Annotated in this window: 14 protein-coding genes; 3 read left to right on the forward strand and 11 right to left on the reverse strand. The window is 73.8% G+C overall.

Annotation, left to right across the window (positions count from 1 at the left end):
• Positions 1 to 92 precede the first annotated feature (92 nt).
• From mycP to eccB, 4 genes are all read right to left on the reverse strand, one after another.
• On the reverse strand, positions 93 to 1,370 hold the full coding sequence (gene mycP / locus ABWK59_RS12375; RefSeq protein WP_354640489.1) for a type VII secretion-associated serine protease mycosin: 1,278 nt from the start codon (positions 1,368 to 1,370) through the stop codon (positions 93 to 95).
• Between the two features lie 129 nt (positions 1,371 to 1,499).
• Complete coding sequence (locus ABWK59_RS12380; RefSeq protein ID WP_354640491.1) at positions 1,500 to 1,790, reverse strand: WXG100 family type VII secretion target; 291 nt, start codon at positions 1,788 to 1,790, stop codon at positions 1,500 to 1,502.
• 78 nt (positions 1,791 to 1,868) lie between these two features.
• Positions 1,869 to 2,168 carry a WXG100 family type VII secretion target gene (locus ABWK59_RS12385; protein WP_354640493.1) on the reverse strand — a complete coding sequence of 100 codons (300 nt, stop codon included), beginning with the start codon at positions 2,166 to 2,168 and terminating at the stop codon, positions 1,869 to 1,871.
• Between the two features lie 178 nt (positions 2,169 to 2,346).
• Positions 2,347 to 3,918, reverse strand: a complete 1,572-nt coding sequence (gene eccB / locus ABWK59_RS12390) for a type VII secretion protein EccB (RefSeq protein WP_354640494.1) — start codon at positions 3,916 to 3,918, stop codon at positions 2,347 to 2,349.
• Positions 3,919 to 4,118: 200 nt separating this feature from the next.
• Here eccB and eccE point away from each other — a divergent pair, with 200 nt between their 5' ends.
• The 3 genes from eccE (at position 4,119) to ABWK59_RS12405 (ending at position 8,650) form a co-directional block, all read left to right on the forward strand.
• Positions 4,119 to 5,486, forward strand: coding sequence for a type VII secretion protein EccE (gene eccE, locus ABWK59_RS12395; protein ID WP_354640495.1), 1,368 nt, complete (start codon positions 4,119 to 4,121; stop codon positions 5,484 to 5,486).
• The gene (locus ABWK59_RS12400; RefSeq protein ID WP_354640497.1) at positions 5,486 to 6,250 is read left to right on the forward strand and encodes a hypothetical protein; all 765 of its coding nucleotides are present in this window, start codon (positions 5,486 to 5,488) and stop codon (positions 6,248 to 6,250) included. Before eccE ends, ABWK59_RS12400 begins: the two co-directional genes overlap by 1 nt.
• Positions 6,251 to 6,511: 261 nt before the next feature.
• A complete protein-coding gene (locus ABWK59_RS12405; protein ID WP_354640498.1) occupies positions 6,512 to 8,650 on the forward strand; it encodes a MinD/ParA family protein in 2,139 nt (712 codons plus the stop codon).
• Between the two features lie 71 nt (positions 8,651 to 8,721).
• On the opposite strand, the gene ABWK59_RS12410 is transcribed toward ABWK59_RS12405, so the two are convergent.
• From ABWK59_RS12410 to ABWK59_RS12440, 7 genes are all read right to left on the reverse strand, one after another.
• Positions 8,722 to 9,666 (reverse strand): bifunctional riboflavin kinase/FAD synthetase, encoded by a 945-nt coding sequence (locus ABWK59_RS12410; RefSeq protein ID WP_354640500.1) that lies wholly within the window; start codon positions 9,664 to 9,666, stop codon positions 8,722 to 8,724.
• 174 nt (positions 9,667 to 9,840) lie between these two features.
• Complete coding sequence (locus ABWK59_RS12415) at positions 9,841 to 10,689, reverse strand: IS5 family transposase (RefSeq protein WP_354639193.1); 849 nt, start codon at positions 10,687 to 10,689, stop codon at positions 9,841 to 9,843.
• A 41-nt stretch (positions 10,690 to 10,730) separates the two neighbouring features.
• On the reverse strand, positions 10,731 to 14,093 hold the full coding sequence (locus ABWK59_RS12420; protein ID WP_354640502.1) for an NACHT domain-containing protein: 3,363 nt from the start codon (positions 14,091 to 14,093) through the stop codon (positions 10,731 to 10,733).
• A 318-nt stretch (positions 14,094 to 14,411) separates the two neighbouring features.
• Positions 14,412 to 15,326, reverse strand: coding sequence for a tRNA pseudouridine(55) synthase TruB (truB, locus tag ABWK59_RS12425; RefSeq protein ID WP_354640504.1), 915 nt, complete (start codon positions 15,324 to 15,326; stop codon positions 14,412 to 14,414).
• A gap of 122 nt (positions 15,327 to 15,448) precedes the next feature.
• Entirely contained in the window at positions 15,449 to 16,543 is a 1,095-nt protein-coding gene (locus ABWK59_RS12430) for a DHH family phosphoesterase (protein ID WP_354640505.1), read from the reverse strand.
• Between the two features lie 2 nt (positions 16,544 to 16,545).
• Entirely contained in the window at positions 16,546 to 16,989 is a 444-nt protein-coding gene (rbfA, locus tag ABWK59_RS12435; RefSeq protein ID WP_354640507.1) for a 30S ribosome-binding factor RbfA, read from the reverse strand.
• Positions 16,990 to 17,142: 153 nt separating this feature from the next.
• Positions 17,143 to 17,439: a DUF503 domain-containing protein gene (locus ABWK59_RS12440; RefSeq protein WP_354640508.1), complete on the reverse strand. Its 297-nt coding sequence runs from the start codon at positions 17,437 to 17,439 to the stop codon at positions 17,143 to 17,145.
• Positions 17,440 to 17,479: the final 40 nt, after the last annotated feature.

Genomic DNA, 17,479 nt, shown 5'->3' on the forward strand with positions numbered 1-17,479 from the left:
GCCCCGCCTGATCCGCCCGCAGCACGCAACGCCGGAGGCCCGGCTCCCTCGACGGGGAGCCGGGCCTCCGGCGTTGCGCTGCGGTCAGCCGGTCAGTGCCGGCCGCGGCGGCGGTAGTCGCGGAGCACGACCGAGCCGCCCGCCAGGGCCGCGACGGCCAGCACCCCGCCGCCCAGCACGAGGGTGCCGGTCCGGCGGTTCCGGTCCTCCTGGGTCTCGGCCAGGCCCAGCGGCTGCGCCTGGATCGGCGCGGCGTCCAGCTTCACCGTCGGGTTCGCGGACGCGGTGGGGGCCTGCACCTCACCACCGACCGTCAGGGCCTTCACCGGGTCCACCACACCCCAGCCGATGAACCGGTTCCGGCCGCGCTCGTTGCGCTGGGCGGTCTGCTCGATCCGGGCCCGGATCTGGGCCGCCTTCCACCCGGGGTACTTGGCCTTCAGGAGGGCGGCCACGCCAGCGACGTACGGCGCGGAGAAGCTGGTGCCGTTGTCCACGCACTGGCCGCCCTTGGGGACCGTGGAGAGCATGTCCACCCCAGGCGCGGCCACGTCGACGAAGTCGCCGTACTGGGAGAACTGCGCCCGCTCGTTGTTGCGGTCCGAGGCGCCGACGGCCAGCACGGTGGGGAAGGCGGCCGGGTAGGTGTTACCCTCACGGCCGTCGTTGCCCGAGGAGGCCACCACGACGATCTCGGCCGCCTCGGCCTTCGCGATGGCGGCCTTCAGCTTCTGGTAGCCCCCGAAGGCGTGGTCGGGGTCGTTGTCCGGGTCGATGTCGCCGCCGCCACGGACGTCCTGGGAGATGTTGATGACGCCCACGTTCCTGCGGACGGCGTCCTCGATCGCGGCGACCAGGGTCTCCACGTTGCCGCTGCCCTGGGCGTCGTTCTGCCGGTAGGACAGGATCCTGGCGTCCGGGGCCAGGCCGACGAACCCGGTGTTCGGGGACTTCCTGGCCGCGATGATGCCGGCCACCTTCGTCCCGTGGCCGACCGGGTCGTTGATCCCGTCCTTCGGGAACTGGTCGTTCAGGTACGAGCCGCCGTTGTCCACTGCTCCCGCCAACTGCGGGTTCTCGATGCTCACACCGGTGTCGATCACCGCGACGGTGACCCCCTTGCCGGTGCTGCCGGTTTTGTCGGCCCCCAGCTCGGTGAGCACCACCCGCTGCAGCGCCCACGGCGTGCTCTTCACGTCCTGCGACGGGAAGGTGCACTCGCTGGCCGCGGCTATCGAGATCGGGGACCACCGAGGCGCCCCCACACCGGACGAGGGCTCGGCCGCGTACGCCGGAGCGGCGGCGGTCGCACCCACCACGCCCAGGACGACGAACGACGCGGCTGCCCTGCGGAACGTACCCGACGACACCTGTCTACCCCTCTGATCCACCCGTTGCGTCGCGCGGGACGAAAACCGCGCGAAGGGCGGGCGTCCGTCGGACGCCCGCCCATTGTGCTCAGCGCTCAGCGCCGTGTGCCACCCCCATGAGGGAGAGGCTCAGCCCCAGATCTGAGAGTTCTTGGACTCGGTCGCCTGGTAGCTCTGCGCGGCGTTGTCCAGCGCGGAGGCGATCTGGTCGAGGACCTGCTTCAGGTCCGCGGCCTTGTTGTCCCACTCCTGCTGGCGGGCCTGGTAGCCCTGCTGCGCAGCACCCTCCCAGTCGGCGGCGATGCGCTGCACGCCCGCCTTGAGCTCGTCCAGCTGCGACTGGATCCGGCCCGAGGTCTGACGCACGTCAGCGCTCGCCTGCTGGATCGTCTGGAAATTGACGAGAATGTGCCCGGACATGGTCTCTCCTTGTCGATGAAATCCGAACGGCCGTCATCGGGCCACGGATTGAGGCTCTGTACTGCGAACCGAGGTGGTTCAGCTGACCCGGCCGACGGCCGCGGCCTGCTCCTCTTCGGTCGCCGCGTACGCCTTCGCGGTCGCCTCGATCGCCTGGCGGATCTCGTCGAGCACCCGGTTCAGAGCCTGGGCGTCCTCGTTGAAGCGCGCCTGCATCTGCCCGTACGCGGTCGCGGCCGCGCCCTGCCAGCCCGACTTGACCTGGTCGACGACGCCGTCGAGCCGCTTGATCTCACCCTGGATCTGGGCGTTCACCTCACCAATACGGTTGGCGAACGCATCCATTTCCTCGCGGGTCGTCTTGAACGAACCAGACATGATCCACCGTCCCCCATGAGACAAGAACTAACCGGATAGTCCTGGCACGGTCTATCCGTCGACACCCCGGTGTGGTGTCCTGAAGCACTCTAGCCGCCGTCGGCAACCCACCCAACACCGGGTTGCGGGACGTTACCAGACCATGACACTCATGGCAGGCCTGTGACCTGACGGAACATCACACGTTCTGGGCCTGAACAGCGGTCTTGGTGTTGAGCACCGGTCCGGCGGGCACCAGGTCGGTCCAGGCCTTGGGCACCACGCTCGGCGTCACGCCCTTGTAACCGAGGCGCGCCTGGGCCTCGTTGGCCTCCTGCTTGTCGGCCTCGCTCTGCGGCTGCTGCGGGGCCGGCGAGGCGCCGTTGTCGGTCTTCTTGGCACCGCCGTCGCCGTTCGCCGGCAGCGAGTACCGCAGGCCGGTCTCGGTGATCAGGAAGTCGGTGCCGGAGCTGTCCTGGGCGGCCGCGTTCTCCACCGCGCGGAACAGCAGGCCGTGACCGGGCGTCACATAGGCGCTGGTCGAGCCGCTGTTGATCGCCACCGGGTAGGCGGTGTGGGCCCAGACGCTGCGCTTGACCACGCCCTTGTCGACGCCCTCGAAGGTGCTGCAGATGACCGTGCGGTCGCCCTTCGGGCCGGTGTTCAGCGGGGTCATCGCCTTGGTCGGCAGCGCCTCCTTCGGCTTCATGGCGTTGACGTCGACCTTCTTCGACAACTCGGCGTACTCACCGGCGTTCAGCTCGGCCGGCTGGAACTTGTCCTGGCCGTACGCCAGCTTCAGCGCCGGGTTCTTCGACAGCAGGTCGGACTGGAACTCGCTGATCTCGAAGACGGCGTCCGAGCCCACCACGAAGAACCGGGTGTCGTACTTCATCAGGCGCCCGACCTTCCGCTCCTTCGTCGGGACGCCGCTGGCCTTGGAGGGGTCGCCGATCTTGGTGCCGGGGATGACGGGGAAGTCGATCGCGCCGCCCTCGTCCAGCGTCTTCAGCCACTCCCCGGTGACCTTCTCGGGCGTGGCCTGCGCGCCGAAGAGCGCGGTGGCCAGGTTGTTCCGGTCGTCCTTGGAGGTCTGGAGGGTGCCGACGGCGTGCTTGAGGCCCTTGGAGTCGATCAGGTACCACGAGGCCGGGTACTCGGTCTTGTCCACCGGTGCCTCGACGAACAGCGACTGGCCCTCGTTCATCAGCAGCTCCGGCTTGGTGAGCTGCTCCCGGTCCTTGTCCGCGGCGACGAAGACCGCCTGCGTGATGTTCTTGCCCTCGCCGGGCCGGTCGCAGACCGACCACAGCTTGGCCTTGCCGGCGTCGTCCTGCTTGGGCAGCTTGTCCGGCGCGTAGGGGATGCCGATGGTCGGGCCGTGGTTCTTGTACTTGTCCAGCACGTCGTCGGCGACGATCTTCACCTGGGCGTTGGCCGGCAGCACCAGCCGGGCCGAGGACATGTTGAGTACCTGGTGCAGGACCTTCTCACCGTTGTCGCCCTTGAGCACCACATAGCGGGTGGTGGACTGCTTGCCCTGGATGATGAACTTGCCCTCGTCCCAGCCGACCGGGGCGGCCGGCTTGATGACGCCCCACATGCCGAAGCCCGCGACGATGACCGCGCCGATCACGAAGCTCGGCAGCACCGCCCGCACCGGGCGCGGCGCGTCCTCGTCGTTGCCGCCGCCGCCCGGCTGCAGAAAGGCGCCCACCGTGCGCTTGCGCGCGAAGGTGTAGGCGTTCAGCTCGTCCCGGCGTGATGCCATCTCGTCCCCGTCTCCCCTGTGTGGCTGACATCTGTGCGTGCGTCAGCGCGCTTTCGCGGTGGCTGAGTCTGCCACCCGGCGGCGGACCGCCCGAGTCAACCCTCTACGATGCGGCAGCAGACGGTGAGTACGGTAACGGGTACGGTTCGCCGACCGGCCAACCGGGCCGTGATATCTGATCAGAGAGGGCTCCTCGGGGGATGCCAAGCCAGTCCGCTCCTGCGCGACGCAGCACATCGCACGGCCGTTCCGGCGGCCGCCGGGCCGCCCGGCCCGCGCCGGCCAGGCCGACCTCGCCGGTCGCGCTGAAGGTCCATCCGCGGCCGGGCCTGCTCGGCGGCGGGTTCCAGCTGCAGCAGATCGTCCAGCTGGAGGTGGCCGCCGCGCTGGTCGCGGTCGGCTGGTCGATCAGCCCGCTGATGGCCGGCGTGTTCGCCGTCCCGGCGCTCGCCCTGGTCGTGGTGGCGCTGCTGCGCCTGGGCGGCCGGACGGCCGGCGAGGCGCTGCACGTCCGCCGGACCCTCAACCTGCGCCGCAAGCAGTCGCGCACCAACGTGCCGCCGCCGGGCACCGACCCCGCGATCGCGCCGGCCCTGGAACTCGAGCCGGCCCTGCGCACGTACACCCACGTCACCGAGACCGACCTCGGCGACGGCCGGCCGCTGCGCCGCGAGACCGGCATGGTCGGCGACGGCACGTTCCTGACCTCGGTGCTGCTGGTGCAGGCCAAGGACCAGCCGCTGCGGCCGAACCGCTCGGCGCTGCCGCTGCCGCTGGACGTGATCTGCTCGGCGCTCCAGGTGGACGACATCAACCTGGAGTCGGTCCAGCTGGTCCAGCACACCCAGCCGGCGCCGGCCCCGCACCTGCCCGACCAGTCGCTGGCGTCGCGGGCCTACCACCAGCTGCCCGACGGCACGGCCACCCCGGCGCTGCGGCTCAGCTGGGTCGCCCTGAAGCTCAATCCGGAGGAGGCCTCGGCCGCGGTCGAGGCCCGCGGCGGCGGCGAGGAGGGCGCCCGCAAGGCGCTGCAGCGGGTCACCGACCAGCTGGCCGGCCGGCTGAACAGCGTCGGCTTCACCGCGACCATCCTGGACGAGCGCGAGCTGATCGCCGCACTGGCGATCTCGATCTGCGCCAACCCGATGGCCGTGGCCGGCCGCCAGGGCACCGGCGGCGGCGGGCTCGGCGCCCGCCGCACCCAGGAGTCCGCCAAGTTCTGGCGGATCGACGACCGCTGGCACAGCACGTACTGGATCTCCAAGTGGCCGCAGCTGACCCGTCCGGGCGGCGCGCCCGGCCGGATCGCCGCGCCGGACCTGGTCAACCTGCTCACCGGCACCCCCGCGCTAGCCAGCACGTTCAGCATGACCGCGGGCCGTGGCGCCGGCGACGCGCTGGCCGTCAGCGGCCACCTCCGGGTGACCGGGCGCAGCGAGAGCGAGGTCTCCCAGGTGGGCCGGCTGGTCGAGTCCCGTGCGCAGAACGCCGGTATCGGCCTGACCCGCCTCGACCTGGAGCAGGCTCCCGGCCTGCTCGCGACGCTGCCCCTGGGAGGGACTTCCTGATGGCCTATCAGACCTACCCCGGCCAGGCGCCGCAGCCCGGTGCCGAGCAGCGGCCCCCGGCCCGGGTCCACGCCGGCTACGGCCTGCGCGGCCCGCGCCGCGAGAAGCACCTGCTGACCCCCGAGGACCTCGGCGCGCTGGCCTTCCCGGTCGGTGACGACGGTGTGGTGATCGGTCAGGACCAGCACAGCCAGCCGGCCGTGATCGGCCTGTTCCGGCCCAGCCCGTACGAGATCGTGCTGGTCGGCGGCGTGTGGACGGCGCAGATCATCGCGCTGCGGGCGGCCGCCACCGGCGCCCGGGTGGCGGTGGAGACCGGCCGTCCGCAGCTGTGGGCGCCGATGGCGCAGGCCGCCGGCGCGGGCCACCCGTGCGTGACGGTGCATCAGATGGGCCGGCTGGGCGCGCAGGGCGCCTCGGTGGCCTCGCCGGTGCTAGTGGTCCGCGACCTCGGTGCCCGTCCGGCCCGCAGCCGGCTGTCGGCCGCGCCCTGGCAGACCACGCTGACCGTGCTGCCCTACCTCGGCCCGAACGCGAGCCGCCTGCTGAACGCCGCCGACCTGGTGGGCGTCCAGCGGATCTCGCCGCAGGAGACGGAGGTGATCGCGCGGGTGCTCTCGCTCGGCGAGCAGTCGGTGGAGGCCCTGCCGACGCTGCCGGACAACATCACGCTCTGGGCGACCCGGATGCGTCAGCAGTTCATCATGACCAATCCGGGTGACGCGGAGGCCCAGGTGCTGGGCGGCCCGCGCCGCATGGACTGAGCAGGAGTCACGCGCACACGCGCGCCTTCGCCGGTGCCGGCCCGCCGTTCCTGGACGGGCCGGCACCGGCGCTTCGCACGGACGGGGGGCAGGGTGTGAACATCCGGTGACGTTCACTCCCTGGCCGGTTGACGGAAAGAGTCCGCTGCCTGCGGAGAAGGGCGTGGGGACGGATACCGCCTTCAGGTGGGACGTCCCCACGTCCTAGTCTTGATGCCTGACGGCACCGCGGACGGCGGCGGCGACAACGAGGGAGCCCAAGTGAGCAGCGATCGGGACGGCGTCTACGTCGGCGACAACGCGGCGGAGGACGACGACGACTGGTCGGACGAGCCTGACTACGCGCCCCCGTCCTGGTACACCCAGAGCACCGCCGGACCGGGTCAGTCGCCCGCGCCGGCGCAGCAGCCGGCCGTCCAGCAGCCGCCGGTCCAGCCGGCGCCCGTTCAGCAGCCGGTCCAGCCGCCGGTGCAGCAGGCGCCGCCAGCGCCGGTGCCGCCGGTCGCTCCGCAGGCCCCCGAGCCGGTCGCTCCGCCGGCTCCGGTCCAGCCGGAGGCCCCGGTGGCGGAGGCCGTCCCGCCCGCGCCCGTGCCCCCGGTCGTCCCCGTCGCCGGGTCCCCGGCCCCGGTGGCGCCGGCTCCCGAGCCGCCGGTGGCTCCCGTCGCCGAGCAGCCGGCCCCCGTCCCGCAGCAGCCCGCGCCGGTGGCCGAGCCGCCGGCTCCGGTGCAGGTCCAGGCCGTGGCCGAGCCGCCGGTGCAGCAGGCTCCGCCGGCTCCGGTGCCGCCGGTGCCCGCGCCGGAGCAGCAGGGCCCGGTGCCGCCGCAGCAGCAGGCGCCGCAGCCGTGGCCGCAGCCCGAGCAGCTGGTGCCGGGTCCCGGTCCGGTGCCGCCGCAGCAGCAGGGTCCGGGTCCGCAGCAGGGTCAGCCGTACCCGCCGCAGGCCCCGGGCCCGCAGCAGGGCTGGCCCCAGCAGCCGCCGCAGCAGCAGCAGCCGGTGGCCGACCCCCGGCAGGGCGGGTGGCCGCAGCCCCAGCAGCAGCAGGCGCCGCAGCCCCAGCCGCAGTACCCGCACCTGCAGCAGGGTGTGCCGCAGGCGCCGGCGGCGTTCCAGCAGGCCGGGCCGCAGCAGACCGCGCACGGTGCGGCGCTGGGCTACACGGCCGCCGTGGAGCTGTCCTCGGACCGCCTGCTGCGCGGCCAGCCGAAGGCGCAGCGGCAGACGCCGCGGTTCCAGTTCGGCGGCAAGGGCGCGCAGGCGGACCGGGCGCGCAAGCTGGACCTGATCCGGCAGCCGGTGGTGAGCTGCTACCGGATCGCGGTGATCAGCCTCAAGGGCGGTGTCGGCAAGACCACGACCACCACCTCGCTCGGTGCCACGCTGGCCTCCGAGCGTCAGGACCGCGTGGTCGCGATCGACGCCAACCCGGACGCGGGCACCCTGGGCCGCCGGATCAAGCGTCAGACCGGCGCGACCATCCGCGACCTGGTGACGGCGATCCCGCACATGCGCAACTACATGGACATCCGCCAGTTCACCTCGCAGGACCCGCACTCGGGCCTGGAGATCGTCGCCAACGACGTGGACCCGGCGGTCTCCACCACCTTCGACGACTCGGACTACCGCAAGGTCATCGAGGTGCTCGGGCAGCACTACCCGATCATCCTCACCGACTCGGGCACCGGTCTGCTGTACAGCGCGATGCGCGGGGTGCTCGACCTGGCGGACCAGCTGATCGTCGTGGCGACCCCGAGCGTGGACGGTGCGAGCAGCGCCTCCACCACGCTGGACTGGCTGTCCGCGCACGGGTACGCGGACCTGGTGCAGCGCAGCATCACGGTGGTCTCGGGGGTTCGCGAGACCAGCAAGATGATCAAGGTGGAGGACATCGTCGCGCACTTCCAGACCCGCTGCCGCGGGGTCGTGGTGGTGCCGTTCGACGAGAGCCTGGCGGCCGGCGCCGAGGTCAACCTGGCGATGATGCGGCCCAAGGTCCGGGACGCGTACTTCGAGCTGGCCGCGCTGGTCGGCGAGGACATCATGCGGACCCAGCAGGCCGCCATGGGCGGCTGGCAGGGCCAGCAGCCGGGGTACCCGCAGCAGCAGGCGCAGCCGCCGCAGCAGGGCTGGCAGCAGCAACAGCAGCAGCCGTACCCGCAGCAGGGCGGCTACCCCCAGCAGGGTGGCTACCCGCAGCAGCAGGGCTACCCGGGTCAGCCGGCCCAGGGCCAGCCGTGGGCGCCGCCGCCGGGGCAGGGCCAGGCCCCGCCGCCCGGCTGGCCGCAGCAGCTGCCCGGGCAGCAGCAGCCGCCGCAGGGCCAGCAGCCGGGGTACGGGTACCCGCCGCCGCAGGACGGCCAGCAGCAGCCCCCGCCGGCCTACGGTTACCCGCAGCAGGGCTGAGCACAGCAGGAGGCCCCCGCCGGACGATCCGGCGGGGGCCTCCTCGCGTCTGCTGGTGCTCCGACGCCGCGTCAGGCGGCGTCGGTCAGCTCCCGGGCCTGCTTGACGTCGTCGGCCATCCGGTCGAGCAGCGCCTCGATGGAGTCGAACTTCTCCATGCCGCGCAGGTAGGCCAGGAAGTCCACGGCGACGTGCTGCCCGTACAGGTCGAGGCCGACCCGGTCGATCGCGTAGGCCTCCACGGTGCGCGCGGTGCCGTCGAAGGTGGGGTTGGTGCCGACCGAGATGGCGGCCGGCATCCGCTCGCCGTTGGCGGTGAGCCAGCCCGCGTACACGCCGTCGGCCGGGATCGCGCTGTGCGGGACGGTGTCCACGTTGGCGGTGGGGTACCCGAGTTCGCGGCCGCGCTGGGCCCCGCGGACCACCTCGCCCTCGACCCGGTGCGGCCGGCCGAGGATCTCCGACACGCCGGCCATGTCCCCGGCGGCGACCAGCCGGCGGCAGAGGCTGGAGGAGAACGGCTCGCCGTCCCCGGCCGCGCCGCGCACCTGGAGGTCGACCACCTCGACGGTGAAGTCGTCCGCCCGGCCGAGCTCGGTGAGCAGGGCGACGTCGCCGGCGGCCTTGTGGCCGAAGCGGAAGTTGGGGCCCTCCACCACGACGCGGGCGCGCAGCGCCTCCACCAGCACGGTGCGGACGAAGAACTCCGGCGACTCCTTGGAGAACTCGAGGGTGAACGGCAGCACCAGCACCGCGTCCACGCCGAGCGCCTCGATCAGCTCGGCTCTCCTCGGCTGCGGGGCGAGCAGCGGCGGGTGGCTGCCCGGCCGGACGACCTCGCTGGGGTGCGGGTCGAAGGTGACCACCACCGACATGGCGCCCAGCTCGCGGGCGCGTTCCACCACCCGGTTGATGATCAGCTGGTGGCCGCGGTGCACACCGTCGAACGATCCGATGGTGACGACGCTGCGCCCCCAGTCCCCGGGGATCTCCTCCAGGCCACGCCAGCGCTGCACCTCGACCGCTCCTTGCGCACTCGAACACCCAAACCTGATCCCCTATAGCGTGCCATGCGCCCGTCGCTGCTTCGGCACCGGAAGGGTCCCGATGTGACGGTCCTGACCCTCCTGGCGGGACGCCGCGGAGCCGTGGTCCGCTCCGGCCGCCGTCAGAGGGTGTTCGATACCGATTTAGGCTGCCGCAGGCGGTTTCGGGCGGAGGTATTGCCCGGTTCTGTCCGGGCTGGCGGTCAGCCGGGTGGTCATCGAATTGACCATGGCCCACTGGATCATCGAGCGTGACCGGTCCGGCAGCTCCTCGTAGTCACGGTGGAGCCGCCGGTACCGGGCCATAATCCCGAACGTCTGCTCCACCCGCCAGCGGATCGGCTGGACGACGAAGCCCTTCTGCTCCTTGTCCCGGGCGACGACCTCGACATCGATGCCCATTGCGGCGCCGTGCCTGACGACGGCGTGGTTGTAGCCGGCATCGACCCAGGCCTTGGTCACGCTCGGCCACCGGTCCGCGAGGACGTCGAGGACTTGCTTCCCGCCGGCAGAGTCCTGGACGCCAGCGGCGGTGACGATCAGCACCAGGAGCAGGCCAAGGGTGTCGGTGGCGATGTGCCGCTTACGACCCTTGACCTTCTTGCCACCGTCGAAACCCTGGGAGTCGGCGGGAGCGTTGGGCGAGGCCTTCACCGACTGGGCGTCGATGATCGCCGCGGTCGGCAGGATCCGGCGACTCTTCTTCGCCCGGAGTTGGTCACGGAGCGTGTCGTGGATCTGCTCGGTGGTCCCGTCGCGTTCCCACTCCTTGAAATAGCCGTAGACGGTGGTGTGGGGCGGGAAGTCGTGCGGCAGGTATCGCCAGGCGATGCCGGTCCGGGCGACGTAGAGGATCGCGTTGACCACCTCGCGCAGCTCGGTGATCGGCTCACGACCCTCGGCTCGCGCCGCCCGCCATCTCAGCAGCATCGGCTCGATGAGCTGCCACTGATCGTCCTTCAGGTCCGAGGGGTACCGGCGTCGTTCCGTCACGGTCGATCAATATCGCGGACACGGACCCGGCCGCCACGAGATCATGGAACCGAGTCCGTGCCGTGCCGATCAAAGCCGGACAGTTGGGGGGATTCACCTACCGAACACCCTCTCAGGGCCCCGGTGCGGGGCGTCGTAGGGGCGTCCGGACCGTCCGGACCGTCCGGACCGTCCGGCGGCCGGTCGGCGAGCAGCGCGGCGAGGGCGGGCTCCCGGCGGGTGCGGCGGGCCAGGGCCGCGTCGGCCCCGGGCCAGCGGGCGGTGATCCGGCGGACCAGGTCGCGGACGCGGGCGGGGTCGTGCCGGGCGCAGTCCTCGGCGACCCGGTCGAGGACGGCGGCGAGCACCCCGCTGTCGCGTTCGGCGGCCAGCAGGGCGTCCAGCAGCGGGGCCCGGGCGCCGTGGCCGGGTGCGGCCAGGACCAGGGCGAGGGCCCGGCGGACCGGCGGCGGCGCGGTGCGCAGCTCGGCCAGCAGCGGGCGGGCGTCCAGGTCGCGGGCGAGCAGGGCGTCCAGGTACCCGGCGACAGCCTCGGCGCGGTCCGGGCGGGCCCGCAGCAGCCGGGCGGCGAGCCGGGAGCAGCGCCCCACCAGGGCCGGGTCGGCGGTACGGGCCAGCATCCGCAGCCCGTCCGCCACCGGGGCGTCGGGCTGCGCCAGCCGGTCGGCGAGCGCGGCCAGCACCGGCCCGGGGTGGTCCGGCAGGGCGGCGGCGAGCACCTCGGCGGTGACGAACGGGTCGCCGGCCCGGTGGGCGTCGAGGGCGGCGGGCAGGTGGCGGGCGCGGGTCTCCGGGTCGCGGACCAGCAGGGCCAGGGCGGCGCCGTGCAGTTCGCGCTCCTCGGGCCGGGCGAGCAGGGCGAGCGCGCCGTGCCGCAGCAGCTGGGCCCCGGAGCCCCGGGCGTACGGCGCGGTGCGCAGGGCGTGCACGGCGGCGGCCACGTGCCGTTCCGGGCGCGGGTCGTGGCTCCAGCGGTCGACGGCCCGGCAGAGGGCGGACGGCTCCTCGGCGGCGAGCCGGCCGAGCAGCCGGTCGGCCCGCGGGTGGCCGGCGCCGACCAGAGCCTCGGTCAACTCGTCGAGGGCGAGGTGCCGGTGAGTGAACAGCAGCTCCTCGGCGAACGCGGCGACGGCCTCCTGCGGGTCCTCGAACCAGGTACAGAGCAGCGGGACGGCGGTGCCGGGCTCGGCGGCCAGCAGGTCCGCCGCGGCGGCGCCGAAGGCCCCCTCCAGGCCGTCCGCGCGGACCAGCGGGCGCAGCAGGGCGAGCCGGTCGGGCAGGGCCAGCGGCAGGGCGGTCCAGAAGCCGGGCCCGAACCGGGCGTCCCGGTCCGCCCGCTCGGCCAGCCGGGCGAGCAGGTCCCGGTGCGCCCCGGGGTCGGGGCTGCGGGGCAGGGCGGCGGCCAGCAGCCGTCCGGCCCACCAGTCGGCCTCGCCGCCGGGCTCGGCGGCCTCCAGGGCCAGCCGGATCCGGTGCAGCCACCCGTCCAGGGCCGGGGCGCCGTGCAGGTCGCCGATCCGCCGCAGCCCGGCCAGCACCACCCCCACGCGGTGCCGCGGTACGCCATGGCCGTCCGCGGGTTCCTCCGGTGGCGTGCGGTCCGCTGACGGTCCGTCGCCGTCGGGGCCGGTCCGGGGGCCGTCCGGCGGGCCCTCGGCGAGCAGCAGCCGCAGGGCGCCGTCCAGGTCCAGGTGGAGGGACTGCAGCCAGTCCGCCCACTCCTCGTGGGCGAGCCGGTAGCCGTCGGCCGCCGGGACGAACAGACCCTCCTCCAGGACCGCGCCGGCCCAGCCCCCGGCGGCGGGGAAGAGCCCGTCGAACGCCTCCCGGTCCAGGCCGCCGTGGCCGACCCCCAGCATCAGCCGGGCGGCCTCGTGCACCCGGGCGGCCACCACGGCGGCCGTCCGGCGCACCTGCCCGGCGTCCTCCGGCGCGGGGGGCGGCCCGCCGCGCCGGTGCGCCCCGGGTCGGCGCGGGCCGTTCGCGCCGGCCAGCCGCCGGGCGATCCGCAGGCCGTACAGGTCCAGGCGGGCGGCGAACAGGTCGGTGACGCCCGGCACCGGTCCCCGGACCCCGGCGGAGTGCAGTTCGCCGGCCAGCCGGAGGGCCAGCGGGTGGGCCGCCGCCGGGCCGTCGAGGTACCCGGCCGGGACGCCGGCCCGCCGGGCGGCCCGCGCGGCGGCGTCGGGCGGCAGCGGCCCGAGCCACAGCAGCTCCGCCTCCGTCCGCCACCCGTCCGCGAGGTGCTCCCAGCCGTCCGGGCGACACGCCGTCAGCAGCCGTACCCCGGACCGGTGCAGCCACTCGGCACTGGCGCCCAGCCATGCGGGGGACGGCTCCAGCGGCGCCTCCTCGGCGCCGTCCAGGACGACCAGCAGCGGGCGGCCGGCCGCGGCGCAGACCTCGGCGACCCGCTCCGCGGCGGGCGGCGGCACCTCCAGCCGCCCCGCGGCCGCCGCGAGGACGCGGGTGACGGTGTCGGCGAGGGAACGGTCGGCAGGGGCCAGGTCGGCGCCGCGCAGCCAGACGGTGGGCAGCGGGTGCGGGCCGCCGGCTCGGCGGACGGCCAGTGCGGCGAGTTCGGTGGTCCGGCCGCTGCCGGCGTCCCCGAGCAGCACGGTCAGCGGATGCCGGGGCTCCTCGCCGGACAGGCCGTCCGGCCGGTCCACCCGGTCCGCGGCCAGCTCGGCGATCCGCCCGGGACCCGCCGAGGCGGTGCCCAACTGCACGGACGCCAGCTGCAGCACCCCGCCCAGGTTGAGCAGCCGGCCGTGCCCGGGGACGGCGGCGGCGTTGCGCAGCAGCAGTTCCTCCGGCAGGGCGCCGGACAGCGGCACCACGGGTACGCCCGGCGGCTCCGCCGCGTCCCGCGGTCCGGGCGGGGCCGCCGGGAGGTCCCCGCCGGGTGCCACCACGGCCACCACCCCGCCGGTCTCCGCGTCCAGCACCGGCGTCCCGGCGGCCGGTACCGGGGGCGCCGCCCGGGCCGTACCCGGCGGGTCGAGCGCCAGCAGCACGGCCCCGTCGGCGGTCCGTCCGCCCACGGTGCCCCGGAGCAGCACCGGCTCGCCGTCCTCCCAGCGGTGGTGTGGCACCAGCACCGGGCTGGCGTCCGGTGCGGCGGCGATCGCGAGCACCGGGCCGGGGAGGCCGCCGACCGCCTCCGTCCGCAGCAGGGCCACGCCCCGGTCGGGCAGCAGGTCGATGCTGTCGCGGCCGAGCACCCGGGTCTGCCCGCCGGGGGTGTGGAGCACCACCCGGGGCAGGCCCGCCACCACCTCGTACGCGGTGACCACGGTGCCCCGGCCGTCGGCGAGGAACCCCAGGCCGCACAGCCGACCGTCGACGTCCCTGATCCTCAGCAGACCCTGTGCCGGGTCCCCGGCGCGATCCGCGTGGGCCATCCACCCTGCCTTCCCTGCCGGGCCGGACCGGCCCCGCCCGGGAGGCCCGGCGCGGCCGCCGTACTCACCCCGGGGAGCCTGCCCCCACCACCGCCGCCCCCACCCCCCACGCCCCTCTCACCACCCCCATTCACCCCATGCGCCCCTTGCGGGCCACCCCCAGGCTCCGACGGCACCCCAAGGACTCCGACGGCAACCGGCCAGCCCAAACAGGGGCGCGGGGAACGGCGCGCAGCGGAAGCGCAGCTCCTCAGCTGTCTCCCGCCTCGCGCCGTTCCCCGCGCCCCTTCTGCGGTGAACCGTTTGCGTCCGCGCCGGCTACCCCACGAAGACCGCGACCGGCTTCGCGCTGCCGCCCTTCTCCTCCACCAGCGCGAGGAACCGCCCGTCCGGGTCGAACACGGCGATCGGCCCGCCGACCCCCATCCCGGGCGCCTTCAGCTTCATCCCGTTCGACAGCAGCCGCGCCTGCTCCGCGTCCACGTCCCACCGCGGGAACGCCGCCCCCGCGGCCTCCGCGATCGGCAGCACCTCGAGCTTCTCCTCCAGCTGCTCCAGCGTCCGCGCCGACTCGACCCCGTACGGCCCGACCTTGGTCCGCCGCAGCGCGGTGAGGTGCCCGCCGACCCCGAGGCCGGCGCCCAGGTCGCGGGCGAGCGCCCGGATGTACGTGCCGGAGGAGCACTCCACGGTGACGTCCAGGTCGATCACCGGGGTGCCGTCCTCGGCCTCCGCGGACCGCTGCTCGTGCACGGTGAAGGAGTGGATGGTGGTGGGCCGGGCCTCCAGCTCGAAGTCCTCGCCCTCCCGCACCCGCGCGTACGACCGCTTCCCGTCGATCTTGATCGCGCTGACCTTGGAGGGCACCTGCATGATCTCGCCGGTCAGCTCCGCGATCCCGGCGTCGATCGCCTCGCGGGTAACGGCGCGGACGGCCTCCGCGGGGGCGGAGGCGGTGACCTCGCCCTCCCGGTCGTCGGTGACGGTGGTCTGGCCGAGCCGGATGGTGGCCTCGTAGGTCTTGGCGGTCAGCATCAGGTGCCCGAGCAGCCGGGTGGCCCGCTCGACACCGATGACCAGGACGCCGGTGGCCATCGGGTCCAGGGTGCCGGCGTGGCCGACCTTCCGGGTGCCGGCCAGCCACCGCATCTTGGAGACCACCCCGTGCGAGGTGATGCCCTCCGGCTTGTCGACGATGACCAGGCCGTCCGGGCCGGTTCCCTTGCGCTTCATCGGCTCTTTCTCTGCATACGTGACATCCGTGACATACGTGACATTCCTGTGCGCGTACCGCGGTACGTGCCGCCGTACGTGCCGCACCGGGCGGCTGCCCGCGGCTCCGTACGGTGGCGGCCTCAGGCCGCCGGGCCGAGCGCGGCCCGGAAGCGGGCCATCGTGGTCGGCACGTCCTCGCGGGAGGAGAACCCCGCCGCGTAGGCGTGCCCGCCGCCGCCCAGCTCGGCGCAGGCGGCGGCCACGTCCACCGCCCCCTTGGACCGGCAGGAGCCGCGCAGCGTGCCGTCCGGGTCCTGCTTGAGGACCAGCGCCACCTCGGCCTCGGCCGGCCGCCGCAGCACGTCGATCAGGCCCTCGATCTCCTCCACGGTGACCCCGAACAGCACCAGGTCCTGGTACGGGACCCAGGTCCACACCAGGCCGTGGCCGTCGGCCTGCTCGGGCTCGAAGACGGCCCGCTCCAGCGCGCCGGCGAGCACCTTGAGATAGCCGAAGGAGGAGGTGTCCCAGAGCTGACGGGAGATCAGGTCCTGCCGGATCCCGGTGGCCAGCAGCCGTCCGGCGAGCTCGTGGGTGGCCGGGGTGGTGGCCCGGTACTTGAAGGAGCCGGTGTCGGTGGCGACGCCGGTGTAGAGGCAGGTGGCGAGCTCCTGGTCGAGTTCCACGCCGAGCCGGCGCAGCAGTTCGTCGACGAGGACGGCGGTGGCCGGGGCGCCCGCGTCGATCAGGCGGTGGGTGCCGAAGCCGGGGTTGGAGGCGTGGTGGTCGAAGACCGCCAGCGCCTTCGCGGCGAAGGCCTTGTCGTGCAGCAGGCCGAGCCGGCTCTCGGAGGCGACGTCGAAGCAGAGCACCAGCTCCGGCTCCTCGGGCACCTCGGAGGCCGGGACGATCAGCTCCTGCCCGGGGAGGAAGGACAGCGACTCCGGGATGATCTGCGGGTCGTCGCCGAAGGAGACCCGGACGGTGTGGCCCAGCCCGCGCAGCGCGAGCCCGGCCGCCAGGGCGGAGCCCAGGGCGTCCCCGTCGGGGCAGATGTGGCAGATCAGGTCGATCTCGCGGGCCGCGCCGATCGCGGCGACCACCCGCTGCCACTCCGGCTCGAAACCGACCGGCGACTCACTGCGAGGCCCCGGAAGCACCGCGAGGGCGGCCTCCACCGTGCTGGTGGAAACCGCCCCCGCGGAACCGGCCTTCTGCGCCGGCTCGCCCGCCATGACTACTCGTCCTCGTCCGCGTCGTGCCTGGCCGGGGCCTTGTACGGGTCGGCTTCGCCGGCGTACGTGGCCGAGGCGGCGGCCGTGCGGACGGCGGCGTCGGAGATCCGCGCCTTGTCCAGCAGGTCGTCGATGTTCTTGGCGTTGTCCGGCAGGGCGTCCGCGACGAAGGTCAGCGTCGGGGTGAAGCGCACCCCGGTCTGCCTGCCGACCTCGGAACGGAGCACGCCCTTGGCGCTCTCCAGTGCGACGGCGCTGGCCTGGCGCTCGGTCTCGTCACCGTAAACGGTGTAGAAGACGGTCGCCTCGCGCAGGTCGCCGGTCACCCGGGCGTCGGTGATGGTCACGTAGCCCAGCCGCGGGTCCTTGATCCTGCGCTGCAGGGTCTCGGCGACGACCACCTGGATGCGGTCGGCGAGCTTGCGCGCCCTTGCGGTGTCGGTCACGTTGCCTCCTCGTGCGATGGGCGCGGTACCCGGGTCGTGCAGTGCGCGCCCGGCGGGGCCCACGCCCCAACGTACCTGCCCGCGCCCGGCCTTGCGGGCGCTCTCGGTCCTCGGCGGGTGTGACGGTGGCGACTTCCGCCCCCGTGCCCGCCCTCAGTCATCGTCGTCGTGGTGGTAGCGCCTCCGTGCGGAGAGGAGCATCACCTCGGGGCGGCCGGCGACGAGCCGCTCACAGCTGTCCAGGATCTCGGTGACGTACCCGGCGTCGCCGGACACCACCGCACAGCCGATCTCGGCCCTGCGGTGCAGATCCTGGTTCCCGACCTCGGCAGCGCACACGCTGTACTTGCGCTGCAGTTCGGCCACGATGGGCCGCACGATCGAACGCTTCTCCTTGAGCGAGTGGACGTCGCCGAGGAGGAGGTCGAACGTGAGTGTTCCTACGAACATGTGTGACAGGTCTCGCCGACCTGAAGGCCTCGAAAGGGTC

The organism is Kitasatospora sp. HUAS MG31 (genome assembly GCF_040571325.1).
Lineage (GTDB): Bacteria > Actinomycetota > Actinomycetes > Streptomycetales > Streptomycetaceae > Kitasatospora > Kitasatospora camelliae.